The following is a 22,278-nucleotide window of genomic DNA, read 5'->3' as shown; positions in this document are numbered from 1 at the left end:
ATGAAAATGCATTTAAAAGTATTAATGTTAGGAAGTTTGCTACTATCGAGTGTAAGTTTTGCTGAATCTTGGTCTATTCGTATTTCTGAAAATTCTTTTACTAAGACTTATGGTTCATCAGAAGAATCAACGCCGCACGAAGAGCGTTCTTTATTAGATATTCATAATGAAAAACCGACACATATTGCTTATGTTAATCGAGGTGCTACTCATAAATTAAATCCAAGTATGGATATAAAAGATGCAAAAGCATTGGCTGCAAGTATCGAGTTTGAAGTTTTTCAAATTAATGAAACTAAATCATCGCATACTATTTTTGAGTCAGGTGCTGGAATTTGCAGTGGTTTTAATTCTAAAGTTGGTGTGGATGTCACTGATGCAACAACATATTATGTTGTACCTGTTAATAAGACAGAATATTATACCAACATTGCTACAGCGACAGTTTCATCAAAAGCAGATGCTAAAAATATGCAATATGTCCCATTATTTTATATTCAAGATCCTAAATTAGCGCAAAAAGTGCAAACTGAAGAACATAAACAAGGTAAAAATTTAGCAGATCAAAATATTCAGCAACGTAAAAATATGCTATCTGGTGTCATTTGTCGTTAAATAATAGAAGGAGCAATTTATGATAAGAGTCGCTATATTATTCGTGATTGCATTATTGGTGGGCTGTACACAAAAGCTTGAACAAACAAATGTACAAATGGACTTGAAAACTTTAGAACAATATAACCAACGAGTGAAAAGTGGTGACACAGTAGCCGCGAGTGAAAAGCAAGCCTATTCAAAAGATATTCAGTCCCCTTTGAATGCCAGTGATAATCGTCCTAAAGTTGAACCTCGTCCAAAATACCAACAGCCATCCGTTATACTAGTGCCAAGCGTAGGCTACCATTATACTCGTTGGAACTAAACTTTCCATTTCTTTTAAAGACCGTATAAAGTGCGGTCTTTTCTTATAAATTTAAAATTTCTTTCACAAAGGGAATAGTTAACTTACGTTTTGCTTGTAAAGAGGCATGGTCTAGTTTTTTTAACGCATTAAATAAAGTGTGCATATCTCGTTCTAGGCGTTTAAGCAGAAAATTTGCTACTTCATCGGACAGATCAATGCCACGTTGGTGTGCATTTTGTTTTAAAACGTGAATTTTTTGTTGATCGTTTAATGGATTAAGTTGGTAACTTTCTCCCCAGCGTAAACGAGATGCCAGATCAGGTAAATTTACACAGAGTGCTGTTGGTGATTGGTTTGCACTAATCACTAAAATGGTTTTACCAACGGTTTTAATTCTATTAAAAAGATCAAAAATAGCGAGTTCCCATTCAGGTATTGTTATAACTGAATGTAGATTATCTAGACAAACTAATTGTTGATATTCTAGATTTTCGAGTACGGCAGGAGAGAAATAGTGTGATTTTTCTAACGGCACATACATAGCAGGACGCTGTTGAATGAAAAATTCATTAGTGATTGCCTTTAATAAATGGCTTTTACCACTACCTTGCTCTCCCCAAATATAGAAAAATTGCTGTTCTGGTTGTGTAAAATTTTTACGCAGTGAATTGAGCAACAACAAATTATTGTCGGGATAAAAATTTTCTAAACTTTCATCATCAAGTTGATGAATAGGTAGCGGTAGCTGAAAATGATCTAACAAAAAATAGCCTATTTAATGCGGAGAATGAATGTTAAGAGTAAACGAAAAAGGAAGGGTTAAGCAAGACTTAACCCAGATTTTCTTTATTGATTATCTTCAGTAAAGGTGTTTTTTGCTTTTGGTAGAATTAAATTCAGTAAGATTGCAACAACCGCACACAAGCTGATCCCTTTTAGTGACACTTCTCCGAAGTTTACAAACATACCACCGATGCCAAATGTCATGACGACAGAGATAATACAGAGATTGCGTGCTTCAGTGACATCCACTTTACCACGAATAAGTGTACTCATCCCTACTACTGCGATGGAGCCAAATACTAACATCATAATTCCACCCATTACAATTGTTGGGATAGTTGATAAAAAGGCACCAACTTTACCACAGAATGAGATTGCAATTGCCCAAATAGCTGCCCAAGTCATAATATTTGGATTAAAATTACGGGTTAACATAACCGCACCAGTCACTTCCGCATAAGTTGTATTTGGTGGACCGCCTAAGAATGCAGCTGCACTTGTCGCGACGCCATCACCCAGTAACGTGCGGTGTAGCCCTGGTTTCTGTAAGAAATCTTTGCCAGTAACAGAGCTAATTGCCATAATGCCACCAACATGTTCAACAGCAGGTGCGATAGCAATTGGTAATAAATATAAAATAGCTTCAAGTTTGAATTCTGGTGTTGTAATTTCAGGGACACTAAACCAAGGTGCATCGAGAACGGGTTGGAAATTGATTAAGCCTAGGAAGAGGCATAGCATGTAACCTACTGTGATACCAAACATAATTGGAATCAGTTTCATAATGCCTTTAGCAAAAACAGCTACGCATAATGTCGTTAATAATGTAGCCATTGATACAAAAACAGCATCATTATATTCATAGGGGCTATTTTTTCCCAATGCCATATCTACTGCAACAGGCGCTAATCCCATTCCGATAATGATGATGACGGGTCCTACTACTACAGGTGGGAAAACGCGTTGTAAGGCACCTGCCCCCTTTAACTTTACTAACGTACTAAGGGCAAAATACACTATACCTGTAAAGACTAACCCCCCCATTGTTGTAGCGATACCCCAAGTAGCAACGCCATACTGGATAGGTGCGATAAAGGCAAAAGAAGACGCTAGAAAAATGGGTACCTGCCGACCTGTACAAAATTGGAAGAGGAGTGTACCTATGCCTGCTGTTAATAAGGCAGTATTCGTATTTAAACCCGTAATAAGTGGTACTAACACAAGGGCACCAAATGCGACGAAAAGCATTTGTAGACCGACGAAAGCTTGTTTGGCTTGATTTTGTTCTATTGCTGGAATTGTTTGATTTTGATTTGTCATTTAAGTTTCAACTCTCTGTCTGAATTAACTTTTAATTTACAGCGACGTAAATTACATGGAAAAAAGCAGCATTTGATATGCTGCTATATTTGAATTATTTGGTACCAAAAATTTTATCACCTGCATCACCTAGACCTGGGATAATATAACCCTGTTCATTTAAATGACTATCTATTGAGGCAGTGTAAAGTTCGATATCAGGGTGAGCATTTTCGAGGGCTTTTATACCTTCTGGTGCCGCAACAAGAACTAAGACTTTAATATGTTTACAGCCTTTTTCTTTTAATAAGTTAATCGTGGCAATCATTGAACCACCAGTTGCTAACATTGGATCAACAACGATGGCTAAACGTTCTTCTAAATCACTGGCTAATTTTTGGAAATAAGGAACAGGCTCAAGGGTTTGTTCATCACGATACATTCCAACTACACTAATACGTGCACTCGGGACATGCTCTAATACACCATCCATCATCCCTAGACCTGCACGTAAAATAGGAACAACAGTGACTTTTTTACCTTTTATTTGATCGATTTCAACAGGACCACACCAACCATCAATAATGACTTTTTCTGTTTCTAAATCTGAGGTTGCTTCATAAGTGAGTAAACTACCAACTTCCGTGGCTAACTCACGAAATTTTTTAGTATTGATATCAGCAGAACGCATTAAACCAAGTTTATGCTTCACGAGAGGATGCTGTACTTGTACTAATTTCATTGTATGCTCCTTTATTTACAATAATTAAAAATAAAATCGTTAAATTTTAAAACAGAATTAATAAAATTAATAGTAACTATACGATCTAATTTTAGATTTTTTCGATATAAAAAACGGTCTGAATACAGACCGCACTTTTCATCATTATTTTATTCCTCTGTAGCATAGCCTTGTTTTGGTAAACATTGACTATCTAAAAAAGCCTTCCCATCGATTAATGAAAGTCGATCTTCTACAAACCATTTTACTACTAAAGGATAGATGCGTAGTTCTTGCTCTTTTACACGTTCTTCAATATCAGCAATGCAGTCATTGTCAAAAATAGGTACTTTAGCTTGCAGGATAATTGCTCCGCCATCGACTTCTTCATTGACAAAATGCACTGTCGTACCATGTTCCTGCTCACCAGCATCTAAAGCTTGTTGATAAGTATGTAATCCTGGATATTTAGGTAATAGAGAAGGATGGATATTGAGAATTCGTCCCGCAAAGCGTTGAGTAAATTCTGCACTCAAAATTTTCATATAACCCGCAAGAACGATTAAATCTGCTTGGACAGATTCAATATAGTGGGCTATTTGGCGATCCATGGCTAGATTACTTTTAAATTCTTGACGTAGAAAAACTTTGCTCGGTATTGCCGCACTTTTAGCGCGTTGTAAGCCAAATGCATCGGCTTTATTACTGATAACTGAAACAATTTGTGCTGGAATCATGCCTGATTTACAGGCATCAATTAATGCCTGTAAATTAGTACCTTGACCAGAAATTAAAACAACAATTTTCTTCATTAGCGAATAATCACTTGTGCTTCATTTTGGGCAGCAGGCTCAATTTGACCGATTAGCCAAGCGTTTTCACCTGATTGTTTTAATAGAGTTAACGCAGTTTCAACATCTTGTTGTGGTAGCGCAATAATCATACCTACGCCACAGTTAAATGTGCGATACATTTCGTGTGTATCAATATTGCCTTTTTCTTGGAGCCATTTAAAAATCGGTTGCCATTGCCAGCTTGCCTCATTAATTACTGCTTTGACATTATTTGGCAGTACACGTGGAATATTTTCCCAGAACCCGCCACCTGTTAAATGTGAAATTGCGTGAACATCAACTCGTTTAATTAATTCTAAGATTGATTTTACATAGATTTTAGTTGGTGCCAGCACTTGATCGGCTAAGGATTTTCCTGCAAGTTGCTCCTCAGCTGGATTAATACCCGCTACTTCTATTACTTTACGAATTAAAGAATAGCCGTTAGAATGTGGACCGCTAGAGCCTAGAGCAATTAGAGCATCACCTGCTGTGACTTTAGTTCCATCAATAATCTCAGATTTTTCAACTACACCGACACAAAATCCAGCTAAGTCATAGTCTCCTTTATGATACATGCCTGGCATTTCTGCTGTTTCACCACCGACAAGGGCACAGCCAGACTGTTCACAACCATTTGCAATCCCTTTAATAACGCTTGCAGCGACATCGACATCTAATTTGCCTGTCGCATAATAATCAAGGAAAAAGAGTGGCTCAGCACCTTGTACAACTAAGTCATTAACACACATTGCGACGAGATCAATACCAATGCTGTCGTGACGATTTAAATCAATTGCTAAACGTAATTTAGTACCGACACCATCTGTACCTGATACTAAAATCGGTTCTTTATAGTTATTTGGTATAGCACAAAGTGCACCAAAACCGCCTAATCCACCGATGACTTCTGGACGGGTAGTCCGCTTTACATCAGCTTTAATTTTTTCAACAAGTGCATTACCTGCATTAATATCCACACCCGCATCTTTATAACTTAATGATTGTTTGCTCACGATGATTTCCTATACAGTAAGAGACGATAAAATTGAATATAATGAATTGTATCATGCTTAGGCAAACGTTTGCGATAGTTGTTTATAATTTTCTTGCGTTGAAACGACTAACTGCTATTACTCTAAAAATAGAGAAAGTGCTTTTGTCGATAGGATTCTCTCGTTAGAATAAGAAAAGTATGTTTTGCTAAGTGTTTTTTCTCAACAGAAATGATTTAACAAAGAGGGAATCATGAAGAAATTATTGTTTATTATTTTCGCTATTTTGAGCTTCAGTGCATGTACTCAACGACCAGTAGAAGAAAAAATTCAACCTGAAAATATAAATCTAACGCTACCTTCATTAGTTAAATCTGGTTTTGTGCGTTTAAAAGAAGATCAATTTATTGATACTTATACTGTAAAGAAAGTACTAGGAAATGAGAATTTAGTTTCTTTTGATTTAGTCCAAAATCTTCCTCAGAGTGTTTATGCGTATCCTGAACAACCTCTACAATATGCGAAATCATTGCGCAAAGTTTTTCTAGTTAATTGTGAAAGCCATGGCTTAACTTTAGTGAATAGTGCTTATTATACAGAGTTTTGGGGAGATGGTATCAAATCACCAATTACCATTCACAATACATCGTTAGCTAGATTGTATAAAAATTCTCCTTACCGAATTTTAGGACAGGTTGTTTGTACTGGTATTTATCAGCACTAAATTACTTGTTTTCTATTCTAAAATAGAGAAGAAATGCAGCTAGCACTGGCTGCATTTTATATAATTTTAGCCATAAAAAATAATTTTATTGATTTTTTGTTTTTATGTAGCATAAAAAAATAAATACCTCTAAATGGTTATTTTGATTTGTTCTTGAAAAAATGTTACTGAAGTATGTTTTTCCTTATGATTAACATGTGACACATACCTATTTGGAGGTATTGTTTATGCTGCAAATTTTTCCTTTCTAATTGTTCTTATTCAAATTTTTGATCCAAAGCAATAAATCATCAAATACTTAAGCAAATCTCATGGTTATTTGTTATTTTTAGCCTGAATTAGATCTTTTTTTATCAATTATCATGTTGTTTTTAATGATAAAAATTCTCATTAACAATGTTGTGGTGGTTGATGATTTTTATGAGTATTTGTAGACACAAGTCATCTTAAGGTTAAACCTGTTTTATGGAGTAATTATCGTGAACGCATTCAAAAAAAGCCTACTCATTGCTATTTCAGTTGCATTGGGTTTATCAGTTGTGCCAAGCGCAATAGCTGAATATAAACCAATTGCACAGCCAGTTGAGCCAGCAAATCCAAATTTGAAGATTGAATCTAGGAATGATCTCTTTAAATCACAATTCCCAAAACAATATGAAAGTTGGGCTAATACCGCTCAATCTACTGATCTTGACTCGGTGAATTATGAAGATCCACGCGTTGTTGTGTTATGGGCGGGTTATGCTTTTGCTAAAGATTACAATAAACCTCGTGGTCACTTTTATGCTGTTACTGATGTACGCAATATTTTACGTACAGGTTCGCCTATGACACCTGATGCAGGCCCAATGCCAATGGCGTGTTGGGCATGTAAAAGTCCAGATGTACCGCGCTTGATTGCAGAGCGTGGTGAGGCGGGTTATTTCGGTGCTACTTGGGCGAGTGGGGGTGCTGAAGTTGTGAATCCAATTGGTTGTGCTGATTGCCATGACACTACATCAAAAGACTTTGCAGAAGGCAAACCAGCACTGCGTATTGCGCGTCCATATGTGTTACGTGCCTTAGAAAAAATTGATCATAAATTTGAAACTTCTGATAAAACAGATCAACGAGCCGCGCTTTGTGCAAACTGTCATGTAGAATACTATTTTGCGGGCGATTTAAAACAAGTCACTTTCCCTTGGGATAATGGTGTTACAGTAGATGCAATGGAAAAATATTATGATGATATTGGTTTTGTCGATTGGACTCATGCTGTATCAAAAGCCCCTATGTTAAAGGCACAGCACCCAGATTATGAAACATGGATGTTAGGCGTACATGGAAAGAATGGGGTCACTTGTATTGATTGCCATATGCCAAAAGTACAGGCTGCAGATGGTAGAGTATACACAGATCACCAAATAGGTAATCCATTTAACGCATTTGAGCATACTTGTGCAAATTGCCACGATCAAAGTAAAGAAAAATTAAAAGAAATTGTGAAATCACGTAAAGCAGAAATTAAAGATGTGATGTTACGTCTAGAAGATCAGCTTGTTGCAGCGCATTTTGAAGCAAAAGCCGCTTGGGAGGCTGGTGCAACAAAAGAAGAAATGAAAGATGCTTTACAATCTATTCGTCATGCACAGTGGCGTTGGGACTACTCTGCAGCAGGACATGGCGGTCATATTCATGCGCCTGATGTGTTACTAAAAGTACTTGGCACAGGTTTAGATCGTGCAGCAGATGCAAGAACTCAATTAGTGAGAGTATTGGCGAAACACGGTATTACTGAGCCGATTGTATTACCTAATATTTCAACTCCTGAAGATGCGTGGAAAGCAACGGGTGTGGATATTGAGAAAGATCGTAAAGCAAAAGCAGAATTCCTCAAAACTGTTGTTCCTCAATGGGATAAAGAAGCACGTGAAAAGGGCTTACTTCCAGCAGAGAAATAAACAGAAATTTTGTAAAAAAATGACCGCACTTTTATGTGCAAGCATGAGATAAAGTGCGGTGCTTTTAACACTACTTTTGAGGGAATAAAAATGAGCTTAAATTCCGTTTTAAAACAAGGAATAGCGATTGTGCTTGGATTAGCTGTACTAGGCTTTATTTCTGTTGCAAATGCAGACACGGCTAAAAATAGTGAAGTTAGTCCGCTCATTTATGAGCCACAATTAGAAAACCAACGTGATCCAAACCAATATTGTGCTAAGTGTCATAAATTAGAAGCAAATGATAGTCAGTCAGGTGGAGATCTTCACTTTGGTAAATTCCTTGGAACACACTTATCTGAAAAAAATCCTAATACAGGTAAACCAATCACTTGCGTAAATTGTCACGGTAATATTTCAGAAGATCACCGTCGTGGTGCAAAAGACGTGATGCGTTTTCATGGTGATATTTTTGGTGATAAACAGCCAATGTATACTGTACAAGAACAAAACCAAGTGTGCTTTGCTTGCCACCAACCCAAAAAACTACAGGAAAAACTGTGGGCACATGATGTACATGCCATGAAATTGCCTTGTGCAAGCTGCCATACTTTACATCCTGCTAATGATAAAATGTCAGGCATTCCACAAAAAGAACAGGTGAAACTTTGTGTAGATTGCCATGGTGAACAGCAAAAACGTATAGAGGCGTTAAAATCGCCACATATTTATGCGACCGAACAAAAGGATAAAAAATGACAGTTTGCTCACGCCGAAACTTTGTTTCTGGCATGGGAGCATTAATCCTCATGACGGGAACATCAATTAAATCAGTGGGACAACAGATTAGCGATGAGAAAAAGCCAATTCGTTATGCAATGTTACATGATGAAACTGCTTGTATTGGCTGTACTGCATGTATGGATGCTTGTCGCGAAACAAACCAAGTTCCAGAGGGTGTTTCACGTTTGGAGATTATCCGTAGTAAACCTTATGGCGAATTTCCAAATGCGGAATATGAGTTTTTCCGCCATTCTTGTCAACATTGTAGTAATGCACCTTGTGTTCATGTATGTCCAACAGGCGCATCTTTTGTTGATCCAGAAACTGGCATTGTCGATGTGCACAAAGACTTATGTGTAGGCTGTCAGTATTGTATTGCCGTGTGCCCATATCGTGTCCGTTTCATTCATCCAGTGTATAAATCTGCAGATAAATGTAATTTCTGCCGTGATACTAATCTTGCACAAGGGAAACAACCTGCTTGTGTCGAGTCTTGCCCGACGAAGGCATTAACTTTTGGGGATATGAATGATCCAAACAGTGAAATCGTGCAAAAAGTAAAAGAAAAACAAGTCTATCGTACAAAAGTAGAGTTGGGAACGGATCCAAATCTTTACCATGTACCTGCGAAAAGAGGGGAGCTCAGACGATGAACAGTCCATTTCATTTCCCGTCTTTAGTATGGGATCATACCATTGCAGTTTATTTGTTTTTGCTTGGGATCTCCGCAGGGGCAACAATGTTAGCTGTGCTGTTAAAACGAGTGACACTCGTTGGACAAGACCCTGCCGAAAACAATGTTATTCGCTGTACAGCTTGGCTGGCGCCATTGAGTATTATTGTTGGTTTAGTGATTTTAATTTTCCACCTAACTAAACCTTGGACATTCTGGTATCTGATGTTTAATTACAGCACAACATCCATTATGTCGATGGGAGTCATGTTATTCCAAGTATATATGCTGTTCTTAATTATTTGGCTAGCTATTATTTTCCATAAGTTAGTGGCAAATTTAATTGAGAAATATGCTAAGCCTTTGGCGTTTGTGAATACACTTATTGCGATTGTAGCGAAGTTTACAGATTTAATAGAGATTATTTTAATTATATTATCTGTACTGTTGGGGGCTTATACTGGCTTTTTATTATCTGCTTTAATAAGTTATCCAATGCTGAATAACCCCGTGTTACCAATTTTATTTTTAGCATCTGGTACTTCGTCTGGTATTGCTGCCTTGATTTTCTGTAGTTTACTTTTTACTAAAGAAGAAACGCATTCTAAATCACTCGCCTTCTTACATAAGGTTGAACTGCCTGTGATTTATATTGAAATCTTCTTACTTGCTGCTTTCTTTATTGGTTTATATTTAGGTGGTGGGCAGAAAACTGTCGCATTTGAGACCGCTCTTTTAGGTGGTTTCTGGGCAAATGTATTTTGGTTTGGTGTTGTTGGGATTGGTTTAGTATTACCACTTTTCCTTAATGCAGTTGCAACGGATAACTTAAAACATAATAAAGGCTTTATGCTACTGGTTTCTTGCTTAGGATTAATCGGCGTGCTATGTTTGCGCTTCTTTATTCTCTATGCAGGGCAAATGACATTAGCATAATGTCGCCAGAATGAGTAATAAGGGCGGATTCCTTTGTGTTACATTGGGTTCGCCTTTTTAATTTATTGACTTAATATTTCATTTCTCTAGAGTCATGAGCTGAATATATGATCCCTGAACTTGGTTTTTATGCACTGATTATTGCTACTTTTACGGCATTATTGCTCGCAATAGTGCCACATATCGGTATTTTTCAAGCTAAGCCAACTAGGATTAGTTTGGCATGGAATTTGAGTTATTTACTTGGGATTTTCACTGCGATTGCTTTAGTCAGTTTAGTTTATTCATTTGCGGTAGATGACTTTTCTGTGCAATACGTTGCTCATCATTCTAACTCCCAATTACCGCTGTTTTTTAAGCTATCAGCAACATGGGGAGGACATGAAGGCTCCATGTTATTTTGGCTGTTTGCCTTAACGCTTTGGACAATGCTGTTTGCTTTTGCTAGCCGAAAGTTGGACCCTTTTATTTCAGCACGTACTTTGTCCGTTTTGGGCTTGATTTGTTTAGGTTTTTGTTGCTTTATTCTCTTTTTCTCTAATCCATTTGAGCGTGTTTTTCCACAAGCTTTGGAAGGACGTGATCTTAATCCCATGTTGCAGGACGTTGGGTTAATTTTTCATCCACCCTTATTGTATTTAGGCTATGTAGGTTTCGCGGTTAATTTTGCGATTACGATTTCCGCATTATTAAGTGGACACTTAGATGCCGCGTTAGCTCGTATGATGCGACCTTGGGTGCTCGTTTCTTGGTTATTTCTTACTTTAGGTATTGTATTAGGTTCATGGTGGGCATATTACGAATTAGGCTGGGGAGGCTGGTGGTTTTGGGATCCTGTAGAAAACGCATCGTTAATGCCTTGGTTATTAGGATTAGCCTTATTACATAGCCTTTCTATTACTGAACAGCGTGGTATTTTTAACTATTGGACTATTTTATTTTCTTTACTCGCCTTTTCATTCAGCTTACTTGGTACATTCATTGTGCGTTCTGGTGTCTTGACTTCAGTACATGCCTTTGCTGTTGATAGTGAACGTGGAATTGCTTTACTTATATTATTCTTTTTACTGACAGTCAGTGCATTGACTTTATTTGCATTACGCGTAAATTTAAAACAAAGTGCGGTGCGTTTTGGCCTAATTTCAAAAGAAAACGCCATTCTATTACTGAATATTTTGCTGACTATTGCAACATTAAGCGTATTTCTTGGCACTTTTTATCCCATCTTATTTACTGCTTTTCAGTGGGGATCAATTTCAGTTGGGGCACCTTATTTTAATACGATCTTTTTACCACTATTTATTATTATCATACTTGCGATGATCGCTGTTTTATCATTACGCTGGAAAACTTATTATCGACCTGCTTTATTGAAACGTAGTTTATTATTGATACCCGCTTTATTTATTGCTTATTTCATGATTAAGCAATATGTTCAAGCTGATGAAGGACTGCATTTTAATCTGACTGCTTATATTTTATTAAGTTTAAGTATATGGTTGTTATTTGCGACAGTTTGGACGAGTTGGTATAAGCTGTCTTTACGACAATTAGCAATGGTAATCGCGCATTTAGGTGTGGCTATCACCGCGATAGGCGCTATTATGAGTAGTTATTATAGTAGTGAAATTGGTGTGCGTCTTGCACCAAATCAACGGCAACAACTGGGCGAATATCAATTTCATTACCTTGGTTTTAAAAATGAAATTGGTCCTAATTATACTAGTGAAAAAGCTGAATTTTTGGTTTATAAAAACCAGCAAAGATACGCAACGATTTATCCAGAACGACGCTATTATGATGTACGCACTATGAATATGAGTGAAGTCGGTATTGAATGGGGTTGGTTTGGTGATGTGTATATTGTCATGGGAGATAAGCTAAATGAAGGGGAGTTCACTTTTCGCTTACAATATAAGCCCTTTATTCGCTGGCTATGGTTTGGCGGTATCTTAATGGCATTAGGCGCTTTATTCGCAACATTGGCGTTATGGCGCTCAAAACACATATAGACTAAAGGCATGCTAAACAAGAAAAATCTTATGCAACATAGTAACATGAAAAGGCTCCTTTTATTTTCACCTCTTTTTGTCATTTTAGCGGTTTGCTTATTACTATTTATCGGTTTACAGCAAGATCCGAAAAAAATTGTATCTGCCTTGATTGGTAAGCCTATACCTGAATTTTATCAAACAAATTTATTAAAAACGGAACAAGTTTTAACGAATAAAGATTTACCTCATGGCACCTTTTTATTAAATGTGTGGGGGAGTTGGTGTAGTTATTGTAAGCAAGAACATCCCTTTTTAATGGAGCTAGCTAAGTCTATCAAGATTGTTGGGTTAAATTACCGTGATCGAGCCCCACATGCTGTAGCGATGTTAACTCAAATGGGCAATCCTTTTATCTTAACGATTAATGATAGTAAAGGTGAGCTAGCGTTAAGTTTAGGTGTAGATGGTGCGCCCGAAACCTATTTAATTGATCAATATGGTATTGTTCGCTATCGATACTCTGGGCCATTAAATCCACAAGTATGGCAGCAATGGTTTGTACCAGAATTGAATAAACTAGAGGCAAAATAATGAAAAAGTGCGGTTGGTTTTGGGGGAGTTTTCTCTTGTTTATGGTTACGTTTGTCCAAGCGAACATAGTGGATACTTATGTATTTAAAAGTAGCGAAGATCGTGTGCGTGCTGTTGAGTTAGCTAAATCATTACGTTGCCCGCAATGCCAAAACCAAAACTTAGTTGAGTCAAATTCACCGATTGCTCATGACTTACGTATTGAAGTGTATAAAATGGTGGATGAAGGGCAAACGAATCAGCAAATTATTGATAATATGACTGCGAGGTTTGGTCATTTTGTGTTGTATAAGCCACCATTTCAATGGACAACGCTTATTTTATGGGGATTACCATTTACATTGTTACTTTTGGCTATCCTGTTGATGTTAAGGTCTATACATCGTCGTTCGATAAGTGAAAGAGAAAAGGAAACAATAGAATTAGGGATCGAACAACAGAAAGTATTACAACAATTGTTGAAACAAGTCGAGCAAATAGGAAAAGAAAAATGATGTGGTGGGGATTATTGATTTTTGCGGTGATTGTTATTGTGGTAAGTAGTTTGCCTTTCGCAAAATGGAAAGATTGGCAATGTAATTATCGCCAGCAGAAAAATGTCGCTTTGTATCGCGAACAAATGTCAATGAATCCAAGCCAAGAATTAGCTCAAGAGTTTGCAGAGCGTCTATTAGATGATGAAAAACTGTTGCAAAATCGACTGCGCTTTGAACAATTATCTGTACACAAGTCAAACATGTTTTCCACTAAGGCGATGTTATTGATTGTACTATGCTTATTGCTATTACCTGCATTGTATTATTTTTCTCTTGATCGTTATCAAACAGTACAACAAGGGGAACAAGCATTTTTACAGCAACAGATGCGTTTGATGGAACAAGCAATGTCACAACAAAATGAAGATAAAATCCTACAAATTCAACAGAAATTACGTCAAGATCCAAATCATGCAGAGAATTGGTTCGCTTTAGGGCAAGCTTATATGGAGAATAATGAGTTTGAGCATGCGTTAATTGCCTATCGAAATGCGGAACAACTAATCGGCTCTCAGCCGTATATTTTAGGTGCAATTGCTACTGCGATTTATTACCAGTCAAATCAACAGATTACTTTACCAATTCAAGAGTTATTGCAACAGGCATTAAATCAAGATCCACTAGATACCGCGAGCTTATCTTTGGTCGCAACAAACGCATTTGTAGAAAAAAACTATCAACAAGCCGCAAAAATCTGGCAAAAAATGTTAGACTCAGAGCGTTCAAATTTAGATCGTAAAACCTTGATCCAACGTATTCAGATGGCTGAGCTGTTACAGCAGTCAAAATAACGCAATATTCACTGGTTATTATAGATAGTCAGGCTAAGCTTAAAAATCAGCGCATCTATATTTCACTTGTGAGTATTTAGTTCTCTAAACAACTACAGGCAATATTTTAATTGTACTCAACAACATGGACAACTATTCAGAAATTATCATTATTGGTGCAGGTGCGGCAGGTTTATTCTGTGCTGCTCAAAGTGCTAAACTCGGTAAACAGGTCACTCTTTTAGATAATGGGAAAAAAATCGGGCGTAAAATTTTGATGTCTGGCGGTGGTTTTTGTAACTTCACTAATCTTGATGTCACACCACAACATTATCTTTCTCAAAACCCACATTTCGTTAAATCTGCACTAGCCCGTTATACTCAATGGGATTTTATTGCAATGGTTGTGGAATACGGTATTGCTTACCATGAGAAAGAGTTAGGGCAATTATTTACTGATGAAGGTTCAGAAAAGATTGTTGAAATGCTGGAGACAGAATGTAACAAAAATCAAGTTAAGATTCAATTACGTCAACAGATTACACATGTTGAACAACTCGCAGATCCTGATAAAGCTCGCTTTAAACTCATAGCAAATGGGCAAAACTGGTATTGTCACTCATTAGTGATTGCCTCAGGAGGATTATCAATGCCAGGACTTGGCGCTTCGCCATTTGGTTATCACATTGCGGAACAATTTGGACTGTCAGTTATTGCACCACGAGCCAGCCTTGTGCCCTTTACTTGGCGTGAAAATGACAAATTTTATACCGCTCTTTCAGGCATTGCTCTCCCTATTACTGCCACAGCAAAATGTAGTAAATCTTTTACTAACAATATGTTATTTACACATCGTGGTCTTTCTGGCCCCGCTATTTTACAAATTTCCAATTACTGGCACCCCAATGAAGCAATAGAAATTGATTTGTTGCCTTATCAGAATATTCGAGAGTTTTTACAACAATTGCGTGTTACTTCACCAAAATTGCAGCTTAAAAATGCTTTAGTAAAAGTGTTACCAAAGAAGCTGATTGAGTTATGGTTCGAGCAGCAACTGATTCAGGATCAAGTGATTGCTGATATGAATAAAATAAGCTTACAACAGCTTGAAGATTTTATTCACCATTGGCAATTCATCCCAAATGGCACTGAAGGCTATCGAACCGCGGAGGTCACAATGGGAGGGATCGATACTCAGCAAATTTCCTCTAAAACCATGGAGTGTCATCAAGTCAAAGGGCTCTATTTTATTGGAGAAGTGCTTGATGTGACAGGATGGTTAGGTGGTTATAACTTTCAATGGGCTTGGAGCTCAGCTTACGCTTGTGCAATAGCGTTGTCTGATACTTAATTTAATAGAAATCTTTAATTAATTTTAGTTTTTTAATAGCTGATTTCAATCGAATTGATAGATTGAGTTCAAAAGGTAAGTCGATATAATGCCATCAAAATTTAAAGGATGAAGAGAAGTCCCTTTATTATTTTGTAATCCGTTGTACTTCTACTCACAATCTAAAATTATAAGGAGTTATATTATGTCTAAATGTCCATTTGATCATGGTTCAGCGACTTTAACTAACGCAGCTGGCGTTCCTGTTGTTGATAATGATAATACAATGTCAGCAGGTGCCAAAGGCCCATTACTTTTACAAGATGTTTGGTATCAAGAAAAATTAGCACACTTTGCACGTGAGCGTATTCCTGAGCGTGTTGTTCATGCAAAAGGTTCTGCTGCTTATGGTACATTCAAAGTAACACATGATATTACTAAATATACAAAAGCAGATTTATTTAGTCATGTTGGTAAAGAAACACAAGTTTTATTACGTTTTTCAACTGTAGCAGGTGAACGTGGTGCAGCTGATGCTGAGCGTGATGTACGTGGTTTTGCATTAAAATTCTATACAGAACAAGGTAACTGGGATTTAGTTGGTAATAATACTCCAGTATTCTTTATCCGTGATCCATTGAAATTCCCTGATTTTATTCATACACAAAAACGTAATCCGCAAACTAATATGCGTGATGCAAATGCAGCATGGGATTTCTGGTCACGTCATCCAGAATCATTACACCAAGTTATGATTCTTTTTAGTGATCGTGGTATTCCAAGTGATTTACGTCACATGAATGGATACGGTAGCCATACTTATAGTTTTATCAATGCACAAAATGAGCGTTTTTGGGTGAAATTCCATTTCAAAACACAACAAGGTCACAAATTCTATACTAATGAAGAAGCGGCTAAGGTTGTGGGTGAAGATCGTGAATCGAGCCAAAAAGATCTTTATGAAGCAATTGAGCGAGGTGAGTTCCCTCGTTGGAATGTGCAGGTGCAAATTATGCCAGAAGCAGATGCGCACAAACATAACTATGCGTTTGACTTAACAAAAGTGTGGCCACATAAAGATTACCCTATGATTGATGTTGGTGTACTAGAATTAAATCAAAACCCAATTAACTACTTTGCAGAAGTTGAACAGGCGGCGTTTGCACCTTCTAACATCGTTCCGGGAATTGGTTTCTCTCCAGACCGTATGTTACAGGGGCGTTTATTCTCATACCAAGATGCGCAACGTTACCGTTTAGGTGTTAACCATCATCAAATTCCTGTAAATGCACCAAAATGCCCATATCACACAACACATCGTGATGGAGCAATGCGTGTAGATAACAATGGTGGTACACATCCTAACTATGCACCAAACCGTTTTAATACTTATATACCGACTCACCAACAAGAGCCAGCATTAGAATTAGAACGTTCAGCAGCACATTTTGATTTCCGTGGTTATGATGAAGATTATTATACACAGCCAGCAGCACTTTATAACCTATTCGATGCAGATCAAAAAGCACGTATAGCAGCAAACCTTGCAGCAGGTTTATCTGCAGTAACTGATAGTGAAATTGTTGAAAAACAATTAGCACATTTTGAGAAAGTCAGTGTTGAGTTAGCAAATGCAATTCGTGCGAATTTAGCAAAATAGTATTTTGATAAGAACTTTATGATTTTGGCTTGAGGAAACTCAAGCCTTTTTTATGAGAAAAGACAGTCTTATATAAACATAATTTTTCCTGACCCAAATATACCTATCAACGTTTAATCCAATAACGTTGAATTATTTTACCATCAAGTCTGATTTCGTTTTCTAGCACACCATTATTTTTAATAATGACTCTACTTGAGGCAATATTGTCTTTATCACATGAAATCATCACTTCTTTGATCCCAAGCTCATCTGTTTTCTCTAATGAGAGAGCGAGCATTTCTGTCGCATAGCCTTTTCGCCATTCTTGTGGATGGATAGAGTAGCCAATGTGACCACCATATTGTAAAAGGTGGGGGGTTAATTCATGTCGGATATTAATCATGCCAATCATGCGATTTTCGTTATTATGCCATGCGAGATAGGAGCTATCCTTTACTTTTTTTTCATAACCGAAAAGATGAGTGCCAGCAGGTGCTTGGATATAGTCCAACCAATCAGCAAAATTTTTTGCTGAAAACTGCTGTAGTTGACCTGCGCCATGCAATACAAGATTAGCAGCTTGATAGGCTTGTTGATAATTTAGAATTTGATTTTTATGCGTTAAATTGGGTTGGATTAAGGTTAAACGTTGCATATATTTCTCTACTTTTGACTGTTTATAACTTAGCATAAAGACTTCTTTTACTCTAGCCAAATTTGTACAGTTGATAAAATCTCGCTAAAATAGACTGCACTTTTTGCCTGAGTTTATGCACTTCAAGGATGCTTTTTTATGTCACAACCCCGTTTTGTTCATCTGCGTGTTCACAGTGATTTTTCAATGATTAATGGAATAGCTAAAGTCAAACCATTAATTAAAGCCTGTGTGGAAAATAATATGGTGGCAATGGGGTTGACTGACTTTACCAATTTTTGTGGTCTAGTGCGTTTTTATGGCGAAGCGCTGTCTTCGGGGGTTAAACCTATCATTGGTGCTGATGTGTTAGTTAAAAGTGATCTTTTAGGGGATGAGCGCTTTGAACTGACTTTATTGGCAAAAAATAATGAAGGTTACAAAAACATTACATTATTACTCTCTAAAGCCTATGAGCGTGGCTACCAAGATTTACCTTATATTGATCAAGATTGGTTAATTGAACATCGTGAGGGCATTATCGTCTTGTCTGGTGGACATCAGGGCGATGTAGGTAAAAAATTATTGAAAGATAATCAAGCAGATCTAGAAAGTGCGGTTGCTTTTTATCAAAAATATTTCACAGACCATTTTTATCTGAGCTTGAGCCGCACTGGGCGTCATGATGAAGAACGTTATGTCAAGCTTGCGTTAAACTTAGCACAATCCCATTCTATCCCTGTTGTCGCAACAAATGACGTTGTTTTTTTACATTCAGATGATTTTGAAGCACATGAGATTCGTGTTGCGATTCATGATAGCTATACTCTTGATGATCCTAAACGCCCAAAACTTTATACCGAACAGCAATATTTTCGTTCAGAGCAGGAAATGTGCGATTTATTTGCGGATATACCTTCTGCTTTAGAGAACACACTGCTAATTGCACAACGTTGTAATGTCACCATACGCTTAGGAGAATATTTTTTACCACAATTTCCAACAGGTGATCTCTCTACAGAAGATTTCTTAGTCAAGAAATCGAAAGAAGGGCTAGAAGAGCGCTTAAAAGTATTATTTCCTGATGAAAAAGTGCGGTTAGAAAGGCGGTCAGAATATGATGAGCGTTTACAAGTTGAACTAGACGTGATTAATCAAATGGGTTTTCCTGGCTATTTCCTGATCGTGATGGAGTTTATTCAATGGTCGAAAGATAATGACATTCCTGTAGGACCAGGACGTGGTTCTGGTGCAGGTTCACTCGTTGCTTATGCATTGAAAATCACTGACCTTGATCCGTTAGAATTTGACTTGCTTTTTGAGCGCTTTTTAAATCCAGAACGTGTATCTATGCCCGACTTTGATGTTGATTTTTGTATGGATGGGCGTGACCGTGTGATTGAGCATGTCGCGGAAACGTATGGACGAGGTGCGGTCTCGCAAATTATTACTTTTGGTACGATGGCTGCAAAAGCCGTCATCCGAGATGTTGGTCGTGTCTTAGGACATCCTTATGGCTTCGTTGACCGTATTTCTAAACTCATTCCACCTGATCCTGGCATGACACTTGCTAAAGCATTTGTAGTGGAGCCTCAGTTACAAGCAATTTATGATTCTGATGAAGAAGTGAAAGCTCTAATTGATATGGCGCGTAAGTTGGAAGGAGTTACTCGAAATGCAGGTAAGCATGCTGGTGGTGTTGTTATTTCCCCAAGCTTAATTACTGATTTTTCGCCTTTATATTGTGATTCCGAGGGTAAGCATCCAGTAACACATTTTGATAAAAACGATGTGGAATATGCGGGCTTAGTAAAGTTTGATTTCTTAGGGTTACGTACATTAACGATCATTAAATGGGCATTAGATATGATCAATACCCGTTTAGCAAAAGAAGGTAAACCTGCCGTTGATATTGCAACAATTCCGCTAGATGATCCAGATTCCTTTGAGTTATTAAAGCGCGCAGAAACTACAGCAGTATTCCAGTTAGAGTCACGGGGGATGAAAGACTTGATTAAGCGTCTGCAACCCGACTGTTTTGAAGATATTATTGCACTAGTTGCACTATTCCGACCTGGTCCTTTAGAGTCAGGGATGGTACAAAACTTTATTGATCGTAAACATGGTGATGAAGTAGTTGCTTATCCTGATAAGGATTATCAACATGAAAGTTTAAAACCAATTTTAGAGCCAACTTATGGGGTTATCGTATACCAAGAACAAGTCATGCAAATTGCACAGGAGCTAGCAGGCTATACATTAGGTGGTGCTGATTTATTACGTCGTGCTATGGGTAAGAAAAAACCAGAGGAAATGGCTGCACAACGAGAAATTTTTGAACAAGGCGCTATTCAGAAAGGAATTGATGGTGACCTTGCGATGAAGATTTTTGACTTAGTAGAAAAGTTTGCAGGTTATGGCTTTAACAAATCTCATTCGGCAGCTTATGCGTTAGTTTCTTACCAAACGCTTTGGCTGAAGACTCATTATCCAGCTGAATTTATGGCAGCAGTAATGACTTCGGAAATGGATAATACTGATAAAATTGTTGGTTTGTATGATGAATGTATACGTATGGGATTAACAGTTTCTCCACCTGATATTAATACTGGTAAGCATCATTTTAGTGTGAATGAACAAGGTGAAATTGTATATGGAATTGGAGCAATTAAAGGTGTGGGAGAAGGTCCGATTGAGGCGTTAATTCATGCTCGTAACCAAGGCGGTATTTTTAAAGATCTATTTGACTTATGTGCACGGGTTGATTTGAAGAAAATTAACCGTCGGACTTTTGAAAGCCTAATTTTGTCAGGTGCATTTGATAAATTAGGTCCTCATCGTGCTGCATTATCAAAGAATCTCGAAGACGCTTTAAAAGCTTCTGATCAACATGCTAAAGATGCTGCAATCGGTCAAACTGATATGTTTGGAGTTTTAACAGACAGTTATGAGGATGTAGAAAAAGCTTATGCGAGCACACCACCTTGGCCTGAAAAAGTTATCTTAGATGGTGAGAGAGAAACTTTAGGTCTATACCTTAGTAGTCATCCTGTCAGTCGATATTTGAAAGAGCTTTCTCATTATAGTGCGACACGTTTGAAAGATTTAGTGCCTAATTATCGTGGTCAAATCAGCACTGCAACTGGTTTAGTGGTTGCGTCACGATTTGCGGTGACTAAAAAAGGGAATCGTTTAGGTATTGCTACCTTAGATGATCGTTCGGGACGTTTAGATATTACTTTATTTGCCGATGCATTAGAAAAGTTTGGGGATAAATTGCAAAAAGATACGGTTGTAGTTGTATCTGGGCAAGTGAGCTTTGATGAGTTTTCTGGTGGATTAAAAATGGCAGTGCGTGAGTTGATGACATTGGATGAAGCTCGTAGCCGTTATGCGAAAGGGCTTGCGATATATTTATCACATGAAAAAATCACCCCTATATTTATCCGTGAATTTAAAACAATGTTAATGCCTTATAGTGGTGGCACATTACCTATTAATATTTATTATGATAGCCCTCAGGGACAATGCCGTCTCAAAATGGGAGTGCAATGGTCAGTCAATCCAACGGATGAATTATTAGCTGAATTGGCAAAAAATCTAGGTGAAAGCGCAGTGGAATTGGAATTTAAATGATGAAAAAAGCTTTAATTAGTTATGCTATTTTATTGTTTCCTATCGTAAGTTTTGCGACTGATTTTCATCAGTTAGTCAATGATGCACGTAAGCAAATTAATATCACAGTTGGTTATGATCCCGCTTACCGTAAGATCGATTTTCCAATGGGTGATGTGCCGATACATACTGGTGTATGTACGGATGTTGTTATTCGTGCTTACCGTCAGCAAAAAGTTGATTTACAAAAATTAGTCCATCAAGATATGAAGAAAGCTTGGGCAAACTATCCCAAAATTTGGGGGCTTAAAGCAACAGACACAAATATAGATCACCGCCGTGTACCTAATTTGGAAACTTTTTTTAAGCGGCATGCTAGGTCACTTTCTTTGACAGATTTATCCTCTTTTAAAGCAGGTGATATTGTCACATGGCGTTTACCTCGTAATCTACCTCATATTGGTATAGTGTCAGATAAAAAGAGCAAAGAGGGTATTCCATTGATTATTCATAATATTGGTCAAGGAACCCAAGAAGAAGATATTTTATTTAGGTATAAAATAATTGCGCATTATCGTTATTAATAATTAATAGGA

At 37.4% G+C, this 22,278-nt stretch carries 21 protein-coding genes; 15 read left to right on the top strand and 6 right to left on the bottom strand.

From position 1 onward, the window contains the following. A complete protein-coding gene (locus K7G93_RS06160; protein ID WP_223667313.1) occupies window positions 1-615 on the top strand; it encodes a DUF8095 domain-containing protein in 615 nt (204 codons plus the stop codon). A 19-nt stretch (window positions 616-634) separates the two neighbouring features. Beyond that, entirely contained in the window at window positions 635-922 is a 288-nt protein-coding gene (locus tag K7G93_RS06155) for a hypothetical protein (RefSeq protein WP_049216253.1), read from the top strand. Window positions 923-965: 43 nt separating this feature from the next. On the opposite strand, the gene hda is transcribed toward K7G93_RS06155, so the two are convergent. The 5 genes from hda to purM all read right to left on the bottom strand — a co-directional run bounded on the left by hda (window position 966) and on the right by purM (window position 5,556). Next, complete coding sequence (hda, locus tag K7G93_RS06150; protein ID WP_202384028.1) at window positions 966-1,667, bottom strand: DnaA regulatory inactivator Hda; 702 nt, start codon at window positions 1,665-1,667, stop codon at window positions 966-968. Window positions 1,668-1,750: 83 nt separating this feature from the next. Next, window positions 1,751-3,007 carry a nucleobase:cation symporter-2 family protein gene (locus tag K7G93_RS06145; RefSeq protein ID WP_226690707.1) on the bottom strand — a complete coding sequence of 419 codons (1,257 nt, stop codon included), beginning with the start codon at window positions 3,005-3,007 and terminating at the stop codon, window positions 1,751-1,753. A gap of 94 nt (window positions 3,008-3,101) precedes the next feature. Beyond that, entirely contained in the window at window positions 3,102-3,728 is a 627-nt protein-coding gene (gene upp, locus K7G93_RS06140) for a uracil phosphoribosyltransferase (RefSeq protein ID WP_049216250.1), read from the bottom strand. A gap of 149 nt (window positions 3,729-3,877) precedes the next feature. Then, entirely contained in the window at window positions 3,878-4,519 is a 642-nt protein-coding gene (gene purN / locus K7G93_RS06135; protein ID WP_226690708.1) for a phosphoribosylglycinamide formyltransferase, read from the bottom strand. After that, window positions 4,519-5,556, bottom strand: coding sequence for a phosphoribosylformylglycinamidine cyclo-ligase (gene purM / locus K7G93_RS06130; RefSeq protein ID WP_191134506.1), 1,038 nt, complete (start codon window positions 5,554-5,556; stop codon window positions 4,519-4,521). Before purM ends, purN begins: the two co-directional genes overlap by 1 nt. 232 nt (window positions 5,557-5,788) lie before the next feature. Here purM and K7G93_RS06125 point away from each other — a divergent pair, with 232 nt between their 5' ends. The 11 genes from K7G93_RS06125 (at window position 5,789) to K7G93_RS06075 (ending at window position 17,451) form a co-directional block, all read left to right on the top strand. Next, window positions 5,789-6,259, top strand: coding sequence for a surface-adhesin E family protein (locus tag K7G93_RS06125; protein ID WP_223667311.1), 471 nt, complete (start codon window positions 5,789-5,791; stop codon window positions 6,257-6,259). A 479-nt stretch (window positions 6,260-6,738) separates the two neighbouring features. Further along, on the top strand, window positions 6,739-8,199 hold the full coding sequence (nrfA, locus tag K7G93_RS06120; protein WP_049216246.1) for an ammonia-forming nitrite reductase cytochrome c552 subunit: 1,461 nt from the start codon (window positions 6,739-6,741) through the stop codon (window positions 8,197-8,199). A gap of 90 nt (window positions 8,200-8,289) precedes the next feature. Further along, entirely contained in the window at window positions 8,290-8,937 is a 648-nt protein-coding gene (gene nrfB, locus K7G93_RS06115; protein ID WP_226690709.1) for a cytochrome c nitrite reductase pentaheme subunit, read from the top strand. After that, complete coding sequence (nrfC, locus tag K7G93_RS06110) at window positions 8,934-9,614, top strand: cytochrome c nitrite reductase Fe-S protein (RefSeq protein WP_049216244.1); 681 nt, start codon at window positions 8,934-8,936, stop codon at window positions 9,612-9,614. Before nrfB ends, nrfC begins: the two co-directional genes overlap by 4 nt. Next, window positions 9,611-10,570 carry a cytochrome c nitrite reductase subunit NrfD gene (gene nrfD / locus K7G93_RS06105; protein ID WP_226690710.1) on the top strand — a complete coding sequence of 320 codons (960 nt, stop codon included), beginning with the start codon at window positions 9,611-9,613 and terminating at the stop codon, window positions 10,568-10,570. The genes nrfC and nrfD overlap by 4 nt, the downstream gene beginning before the upstream one ends. Before the next feature lie 107 nt (window positions 10,571-10,677). Next, window positions 10,678-12,582 carry a heme lyase NrfEFG subunit NrfE gene (nrfE, locus tag K7G93_RS06100; protein WP_226690711.1) on the top strand — a complete coding sequence of 635 codons (1,905 nt, stop codon included), beginning with the start codon at window positions 10,678-10,680 and terminating at the stop codon, window positions 12,580-12,582. A 45-nt stretch (window positions 12,583-12,627) separates the two neighbouring features. Then, complete coding sequence (locus K7G93_RS06095; RefSeq protein WP_223668391.1) at window positions 12,628-13,155, top strand: DsbE family thiol:disulfide interchange protein; 528 nt, start codon at window positions 12,628-12,630, stop codon at window positions 13,153-13,155. After that, complete coding sequence (nrfF, locus tag K7G93_RS06090; RefSeq protein WP_226690712.1) at window positions 13,155-13,649, top strand: heme lyase NrfEFG subunit NrfF; 495 nt, start codon at window positions 13,155-13,157, stop codon at window positions 13,647-13,649. Before K7G93_RS06095 ends, nrfF begins: the two co-directional genes overlap by 1 nt. Continuing rightward, window positions 13,646-14,482, top strand: a complete 837-nt coding sequence (locus K7G93_RS06085; protein ID WP_226690713.1) for a tetratricopeptide repeat protein — start codon at window positions 13,646-13,648, stop codon at window positions 14,480-14,482. The genes nrfF and K7G93_RS06085 overlap by 4 nt, the downstream gene beginning before the upstream one ends. Window positions 14,483-14,606: 124 nt before the next feature. Continuing rightward, window positions 14,607-15,812 carry a BaiN/RdsA family NAD(P)/FAD-dependent oxidoreductase gene (locus K7G93_RS06080; protein WP_226690714.1) on the top strand — a complete coding sequence of 402 codons (1,206 nt, stop codon included), beginning with the start codon at window positions 14,607-14,609 and terminating at the stop codon, window positions 15,810-15,812. 184 nt (window positions 15,813-15,996) lie between these two features. Further along, a complete protein-coding gene (locus K7G93_RS06075; RefSeq protein WP_049216238.1) occupies window positions 15,997-17,451 on the top strand; it encodes a catalase in 1,455 nt (484 codons plus the stop codon). 106 nt (window positions 17,452-17,557) lie between these two features. Here K7G93_RS06075 and K7G93_RS06070 read toward each other — a convergent pair whose 3' ends face one another. Beyond that, window positions 17,558-18,124 carry a GNAT family N-acetyltransferase gene (locus K7G93_RS06070; protein WP_226690715.1) on the bottom strand — a complete coding sequence of 189 codons (567 nt, stop codon included), beginning with the start codon at window positions 18,122-18,124 and terminating at the stop codon, window positions 17,558-17,560. 102 nt (window positions 18,125-18,226) lie between these two features. On the opposite strand from K7G93_RS06070, the gene dnaE reads away from it, so the two are divergent. Both dnaE and K7G93_RS06060 read left to right on the top strand, forming a co-directional pair. After that, window positions 18,227-21,703, top strand: coding sequence for a DNA polymerase III subunit alpha (dnaE, locus tag K7G93_RS06065; protein WP_226690716.1), 3,477 nt, complete (start codon window positions 18,227-18,229; stop codon window positions 21,701-21,703). Further along, on the top strand, window positions 21,703-22,266 hold the full coding sequence (locus tag K7G93_RS06060) for a DUF1287 domain-containing protein (protein WP_308443513.1): 564 nt from the start codon (window positions 21,703-21,705) through the stop codon (window positions 22,264-22,266). The genes dnaE and K7G93_RS06060 overlap by 1 nt, the downstream gene beginning before the upstream one ends. Window positions 22,267-22,278: the final 12 nt, after the last annotated feature.

Origin of the sequence: Pasteurella canis, from assembly GCF_020810675.1 — a bacterium.
GTDB classification, from domain to species: domain Bacteria; phylum Pseudomonadota; class Gammaproteobacteria; order Enterobacterales; family Pasteurellaceae; genus Pasteurella; species Pasteurella canis.
The sequence above is the reverse complement of the archived record's forward strand: the minus strand, read 5'-3'. Positions and strand labels throughout refer to the sequence as shown.